The 6,749-nt window shown below is 68.0% G+C and carries 4 protein-coding genes; 3 read left to right on the top strand and 1 reads right to left on the bottom strand.

Annotation, left to right across the window (positions count from 1 at the left end; translation table 11 throughout):
- Positions 1–338 precede the first annotated feature (338 nt).
- From GA615_RS27040 to GA615_RS27050, 3 genes are all read left to right on the top strand, one after another.
- Complete coding sequence (locus GA615_RS27040) at positions 339–743, top strand: hypothetical protein (RefSeq protein WP_152054468.1); 405 nt, start codon at positions 339–341, stop codon at positions 741–743.
- A 184-nt stretch (positions 744–927) separates the two neighbouring features.
- Positions 928–2,541, top strand: a complete 1,614-nt coding sequence (locus GA615_RS27045) for an efflux RND transporter periplasmic adaptor subunit (RefSeq protein WP_152054469.1) — start codon at positions 928–930, stop codon at positions 2,539–2,541.
- 28 nt (positions 2,542–2,569) lie between these two features.
- Positions 2,570–5,710 (top strand): efflux RND transporter permease subunit, encoded by a 3,141-nt coding sequence (locus tag GA615_RS27050; protein ID WP_152054470.1) that lies wholly within the window; start codon positions 2,570–2,572, stop codon positions 5,708–5,710.
- A gap of 174 nt (positions 5,711–5,884) precedes the next feature.
- Here GA615_RS27050 and GA615_RS27055 read toward each other — a convergent pair whose 3' ends face one another.
- Positions 5,885–6,253: a hypothetical protein gene (locus GA615_RS27055; RefSeq protein WP_152054471.1), complete on the bottom strand. Its 369-nt coding sequence runs from the start codon at positions 6,251–6,253 to the stop codon at positions 5,885–5,887.
- Positions 6,254–6,749: the final 496 nt, after the last annotated feature.

Here is a 6,749-nt window from a genome sequence, read left to right on the forward strand (position 1 = left end):
CTGGCCTTCCCTGGCCGGCGCCTTTGCGGAGTCCGTTTCGGATCTTGCTCGTCTGCGTTTTGGAGTCCTCGGTAGCTTCCCCCGCCGGCAAAACCGCCGCGCAGGGAAGCCGGTCGATCATCCCGAGGTCCGGTTTCAACGGGTTTATCGTCGCGGCCGGTTACACGGCTTGAGATGATCTCGGGGGGTCGGCTGGAAGCCGGGTCGATCAACGGCCCGCGATTCACGGCCCGCGACGTGTGGGCGGTTGCGCCAGGGAGGCGACGAGCCTGGCCTCAGCACCCAAATTCGGTTATCATTTTTGTTTGTCGAAGAATCGCCTACTTCGGGAGGACCTGGTGCGGCCGATCACGAGCCTGATCCTGATCCCGCTCTTCGTGCTCTGCCCCATCGTCTGCGGGGCCTCGGCACCGGTTTGCAGCATGGACTTCATCAGGGCCTGGACCGACTCGGGCGTCCCTGATCGCGGTTCCGACCGGGATTGCTGCCCAGGAGACGAGAACGACCTCCCGCGGGATGACGACGATTGCCTCTGCAAGGGGGCTGTCCAGGCCGACGGTCCCCGGTTCGACGACGGTGACCGCGAGAACCTCTCACCTTCCCTCGGCTGCCTGCCGTTCGACAATTCTCCCTTCCATTCCCTCCCCCTGGACGCTCTGCCCCGATCCGGTTCTCTGATCGGCTGGGCCTCCCAGGTCGGCGCTGGTCGCGTGCGCGCCGTGCTCCAGAACTTCCGCTGCTGATCCCCCGCACCTGACCGGACGGGCTCCCAAGGTGCCGTTGCGCGCCGGTTCGATCCGGTCCTGTCTCGGCCTCCTCGGGCCGGGCCCTCGTGCTGTCAACACGTCCATCCGCCCGGCGCCGGCCCCCGGAGTCGTCGGCGGAAGCCCGACCGCACACCTCCTTTCTTCTCGCGGGGATCGAACCATGAAGCGGACCTTGCTCATCACCGCGCCCGTCCTGGCAGCGGTGATCCTCCTCGGCGTCGGCGTGGCCATCGCCCGGCCCGATTGGCTCCCTCCCTGGGCACGGATCGCCCCGGGGCGGTTGCCCGTCTGGGCCCGCTTCGGGGCCTCGGCCTCGGCGACGGCCGGCGCGGTCGACTATGGCCTGTATTGCCGGGAGCACGGGGCGCCGGAGAAGTTCTGCACCCTCTGCCACCCCGAGCTGGAGGAGACGCTCCTGCTCTGCCCCGAGCACGGGAACATCCCGGAGGACCTTTGCACCCTCTGCCATCCCGAGGTCGAGCAGCAATACGACCTGGTGATGTGTCCCGAGGGGCACGGGCTGCCGGAACACTTCTGCGTCGAATGCGGCAACGGCCCTGGCGCCTCGGCCGCCCTGCCCGACGACGGCTGGTGTGCGACGCACAAGACCCCCGAGGTCCTCTGCATCGAATGCCTGCGCGATCCGAAGGCACATGACGCCGAAGCTGGCGCCAGGGTCTGCAGCCAGCCGCTGCCGGTCGTCAGGTTTGCCACCGCCGACCTGGCCAGGAAGATCGGCTTGGAGACGGTCCCGGTGACCGCGGAACGCCACGTCCACCACGCCGAGGCCAACGCCGAGACGGACTACAACGGCAACCGCCACGCCGAAATTTACCCCCGAGTCACCGGCTACCTGCGCGAGATCCGGGTCGACCTGGGTGACGTGGTGAGCGTCGGCGACGTTTTGGCCGTGGTCGACTCGGCCGAGGTCAGCGGCGTCAAGTCCCGGCTCATCTCGGCCCGGGCGGCCCTTGAGCTGGCCCGGGTCGAATACGAGCGCACCCAGGCCCTGGCCCAGCGCAACGCCGTCGCCTCGAAGCAGGTTCTGGAGGCATTGACCGTCCTGAACCAGGCCGAGGCGAACGCCCTGGAAGCCACCCAGACCCTCCGCAACCTCGGTTTCGACGAAGAGGACCTGCGGCGGATCGAGACGGAGAAGGACACCTCCAGCCTGCTGGAGATTGTCTCGCCGCTGGGCGGCTCGGTCATCTTCCGGCACGCTGTCCTCGGCGAGGCGGTCCAACCGACAACCAAGCTTTTCGGCGTCGCCGACAAGGCGACCATGTGGCTCTGGATCGATGTCTACGAGCAAGACATCGACCGAGTGGAGGTCGGACAGCGCGTGTCCTTCCATGCCGCCGGAGCCGGACGCTCGGCCGACGCCCCCTCCTCCAACGGCACCGTGACCTGGGTCGGCTCGGAGGTCGACAAAACGACACGGACCACCCGAGTCCGGGCCGAGCTGGAGAATCCCAGCGGACGGCTCCGCGCCAACCTTTTCGGCCAGGCAAGAATTCAGGTCGCGCCGGAGCACGACGCCCTGGTCATCCCCCGAGACGCCCTCCAGCGGCACGAGGGGACCGACCTGGTCTTCCTCCCGCTCGGCGGGGGACGATTCCGCCCGCAGCGGGTGGTGATCGAGCCCACCGACCGCCCCGGGTTCGTCGAAGTCGCCTGGGGCCTGGAGCCAGGCCAGGAGGTGGTCACCGACGCCGGATTCCTGCTCAAGACCGAGATCATGAAGGGCGCCATCGGCGCCGGCTGCTGCGAATGATCGCCCCGCCGACGGAGGTGCCCCCCCCATGCTTAGCGCACTGATCGATTTCAGCCTGAAGAACCGCTTCGTCATCCTGCTGCTGGCCGGCCTGCTCGTCTTCGTGGGCGTGCGATCGGCCTTCGAGCTGCCGCTGGATGCCTTTCCCGACACGACGCCCGTGCAGGTGCAGATCAACACGACCGCCCCGGAGCTGTCGCCGGAGGAGGTCGAGCGCTTGATCACGTTCCCGGTCGAGTACGCCCTCGGCGGCCTGAAAGGCTTGAAGGAGGTGCGTTCGGTCTCGAAGTTCGGCTTCTCGCAGGTGGTGGCGATCTTCACCGATGCCACAGACATCTACTTCGCCCGCCAGCAGGTGAACGAGCGGCTCGGCGAGGTCGAGCTGCCCGAGGGGATCGCCCGGCCGACGATGGGCCCCGTCGCCACCGGTCTGGGCGAGATCTACCACTACGTCCTGCGGAGCAACGATCCCGAGATCAACCTGACCGAGCTGCGGACGCTCCAGGACTGGGTCATCCGCCCTCGCCTGCGCCGGGTGCCGGGCGTGGCCGAGGTCAACGCCTGGGGCGGCTTCGTCAAGCAGTTCGAGGTTCGGGCCGACCCGGACCTGCTGGCCAAGTACAGCCTGACGCTCAATGACGTGATCACTGCCTTGCGCTCGAACAATCAGAACGCCGGCGGCGGCTACGTCGTCCGCTCTGGCCAGGCGAGCCTGGTGCAGGGCGTGGGGCGAACGACGACCGTCGAGCAGATCGCCGAGGTCGTCGTCGCGGCCGAGGACGGCGTGCCGGTCCGGGTCAAGGATCTCGGCGAGGTCGGCATCGGCCACGTCATCCGCCGGGGCGGCGTCACTGCCGGGGGCGAGGGCGAGACGGTGCTCGGCCTGGCCTTCATGCGTATGGGGGAGAACTCCCGCGAGGTGACCCACGCCCTTGACGCGGCAATGGCCGAGGTCGAGCAAGCCCTGCCGCCGGGCGTTGAGGTCGAGGTGCTTTACCGGCGGACCGACCTGGTGAACCAGGTCCTGCACACCGTCCGCGACAACCTCTTCCACGGGGCGATCCTGGTCATCGCCGTGCTGTTCGCCTTCCTGGGCAACATCCGCGCGGGCTTGATCGTGGCGTCGGCCATCCCGCTGTCGATGCTCTTCGCCGTGACGATGATGCAGAAGGTGGGCATCGCCGGCAGCCTCCTGTCGCTCGGGGCCATCGACTTCGGCCTGGTGGTGGACAGCTCGGTGGTCATGGTCGAGAACTGCGTCCGACGCCTCGGGCACGACCGATCGGGCCGGAGCAAGCTGGAGGTCATCCGAGACGCCGCCGTCGAGGTCCGCCGGCCGACGATGTTCGGCGAGTTGATCATCATGATTGTGTATCTTCCGATCCTCACGTTGCAGGGGACCGAGGGGAAGCTGTTCCGGCCGATGGCCCTGACGGTGATCTTTGCGCTGCTCGGGTCGCTGGTGCTGTCGCTCACGCTGATGCCGGTACTCGCCTCGCTCGGCCTGTCGAGGCGTGCTCGCGAGAAAAAGACGATCGTCGACCGGCTGGCCCACTGGCTGTTCCAGCCGGTGCTGCGCCGGGCGCTGAACCACCCGATGCTGACGCTCGTCTTTGTCGGATCGGTGACCGTGGGGGCGACAATCCTGGGCCTGGGCCTGGGCTCGGAGTTCGTCCCCCGGCTCTACGAGGGGTCGGTCGTCATCAACACGGTCCGCCTGGCGGGCGTTGACCTGGACGAGTCGCTCCGCTACGGCTCGCACATCGAGCGGATTTTGAAGGAGGAGTTCCCCGACGAGATCGAGGACATCTGGAGCCGCACCGGGACGGCCGAGGTCGCCACCGACCCGATGGGCCTGGAGGTGAGCGACGTCTTCATCACCCTCACACCCCGCGAGCAATGGAAGCGGGCCGAGACGCAGGAACAGCTGGTCGCCCGGATGGCTCGGGTGACCGAGGTCTTGCCCGGGATGCGCGCCATCTACGTCCAGCCCATCGAGATGCGGATCAACGAGATGATCGCCGGCATCCGCGCCGACCTCGGAGTGAAGCTCTTTGGCCCCGACCTGGAGGTGCTCAAAGCGAAGGCCGCCGCAATCCAGGAGGTGGTGGAGCAGGTCCCCGGGGCCGCCGACGTGACGACCGAGCAGGTCACCGGCCTGCCGGTGCTCCGCGTCGAGGTCGACCGCGAGGCGCTGGCGCGGCACGGCGTCTCGGCCGAGCAGGTGCTCGACGCGGTCCGGGCGACCGGCGGTCTGCAGGTCGGCGAGGTGCTGGAGCCCGACCGCCGCTTCCCGCTGGCGATCCGCCTGCCCGAGAAGTACCGCGACGATCCGGCGGCGCTGGACCGCATCCTGATCCCCACCGCCTCCGGCCAGCGGCTTCCGCTGACACAACTGGCCCGGCTGGAGGAGGTCGAGGGCCCCTCGACGATCAACCGCGAGTGGGGCATGCGGCGGATCATCGTGCAGGCGAACATCCGGGGCCGCGACCTCGGCTCCTTCGTCGACGAGGCCCGCGATCGGATCACCCAGAAGGTCGAGCTACCCCCCGGCTACTCGGTCGAGTACGGCGGCCAGTACGAGAACCTGATCCGGGCCGAGCGGCGGCTTTACCTCGTCGTCCCGCTGGCGCTGGGGCTGATCCTCAGCCTGCTCTACCTGTCGTTCGGCTCGGTGCGAGACGCCCTGATGATCTTCACCGGCGTGCTGTTCGCGCGGGTCGGCGGCGTGCTGGGGCTTTGGGTCATGGACTTGCCGTTCACGATCTCGGCGGGCATCGGCTTCGTGGCTCTCGCCGGGATCGCAATGCTCGACGGCCTGGTCCTGGTCAGTTCCATCCGCGACCGCATGGCCCAGGGTGTTCCCAAGCGGGAGGCGATCGAGCAGGCCCGCGAGGCGCGATTGCGTCCGGTGTTGATGACCAGTACGGTGGCGGCGCTGGGGTTCGTGCCGATGATGCTCTCGACCGGGATCGGGGCCGAGGTGCAGCGTCCGCTGGCAACGGTGGTCGTCTTCGGCGTCGTCAGTGACACGCTGCTGACAATGCTCGCCCTGCCGGTGCTCTACCTGCTTTTCGGGAAGGGCCCCGAGTCCGACCGCCTCGCCCGTCGGGGCGACCATGAACACAGGCTCAAGGAGTTGCACGAGCCGGCACCGGCCGGGGCGTAAACGACGGGGCCGGGCAGCCCGGCCGCCTCGGCCTCGCCCGGCCGGTGGCTCGACACCCTTGGCGATGGCAGATCAAAGGGCCACACGATCCGGACCGAATCCGGCAGGCGCGCCGCACCGTGGGCGTGAGCGAAGCTGCAGCAGCGACTGCGCGGCCCATCGTCTCGCCCGCCCTCAGGCGGCGGGCTCCTGGTCGGGCACCGGCACCTTGCCGCATTCGACGCAGAAGTGTTCCGGCAGCCCGTGCCCCTCGGGGCACATCACCAGGTCGTATTGCTGCTCGACCTCGGGGTGGCAGAGGGTGCAAAGGTCCTCCGGGATGTTCCCGTGCTCGGGGCAGAGCAGGAGCGTCTCCGCCAGCTCAGGGTGGCAGAGGGTGCAGAACTTCTCCGGCGCCCCGTGCTCATTGCAGTAGAGACCGTAGTCCTCGGAACTGACCGTGACCGTCCCATCGACCGGCGGCGTGTCGGCCGGCTGGTTACAGCCGACGCCAGCGGCCGCCGCGATCATCATGGTCCCTACGGCGGCGATGAAGTGCCTCATGACTGGCTCCCTCGAATGCTTCTTGGCTGCGGGGCGATGGCGACGAGTTGCCGACGCGATCGACTTCCGATGATACGGCCCCAGCGAGGTGGTATTCAACTTCGACAAAGGGAGGGAGCGCCGGCTCATCCTCGCTGCGGTCTTTGAGATCATCCGCGCGGGGCCACCCTAGCCGAGCGCTTCGTTATTCTCGCCTAAAGCACTCGGGAGGTTCTTCCTCAGCCCGATCTTCGTCTCGACGAGGAGCGCCGTCGAGACGAAGATCGGTGCCCTCGGGTTCATTGGCCGCGGAACTTGCGGACGATGGCGTCGTATTTCTCGGCGAGGGAGCGGAGGCGGTCGAGATTACCGGTCCGGATGGCCTCGGGCGAGCGAATCGTGAGCGATGTTGCCGGCATACTCCCACGAGAGGCCGCGATCGGACGAAACGTACAGATGGACCTCCGCGATTTGCTCCAGCATCGCGGGGTCCTGAATGTTGAACGGGATGCGGAAG

The sequence above is a fragment of the Tautonia marina genome (assembly GCF_009177065.1).
Lineage (GTDB): Bacteria > Planctomycetota > Planctomycetia > Isosphaerales > Isosphaeraceae > Tautonia > Tautonia marina.